The organism is Massilia sp. 05N420 (genome assembly GCF_056397205.1).
The window spans coordinates 1-435 of the sequence record NZ_JBFTMX010000191.1 but is presented as its reverse complement, the minus strand read 5'-3'; the positions used below and the strand labels follow the sequence as shown (position 1 = coordinate 435).

The following is a 435-nucleotide window of genomic DNA, read 5'->3' as shown; positions in this document are numbered from 1 at the left end:
TTCCAGCACCGCCATTGGCTGGATCCCAGTATAGCGCGAACGAGATTATCCTCTACGGCGTGGATCTGAACGACGGCAAACACATTGCCCATATGGACGCGGGGCTTGGCGGCAACGCGGATTTGCAAATCAAACTCGACAGCAAGGTCGGGATCACCGGCTTCACCGTTCTTACCTACGGATACGCTTTTGAAGGCCACTGCTACAGGCTGGATACAACCAGAATATTCATCATCACTGGCCCGAATGCAGAACCTGCCGTCGGCTGTGGCTTCGACGGGCTAGGTTACAAGATGTGGCGGATTACCGCGTCGACGAAACTTCTGGAAGTCTCCACGGCGCTCGGCGATGCGCAGGAACTCATCCTTGACGCTCAACTTCCGGGCAAAAGATCTCCGAGTTCCTATGCGATCACGCTCAGGATGGCGCACCGCG

The 435-nt window shown here is 56.3% G+C and carries 1 protein-coding gene; it reads left to right on the top strand.

What is annotated here, in order from left to right; genetic code table 11:
- Positions 1-59: 59 nt before the first annotated feature.
- Positions 60-435, top strand: a 376-nt coding sequence (locus tag AC1DIX_RS27915; RefSeq protein WP_477328608.1) for a hypothetical protein, incomplete at its 3' end; no start/stop codon positions are given.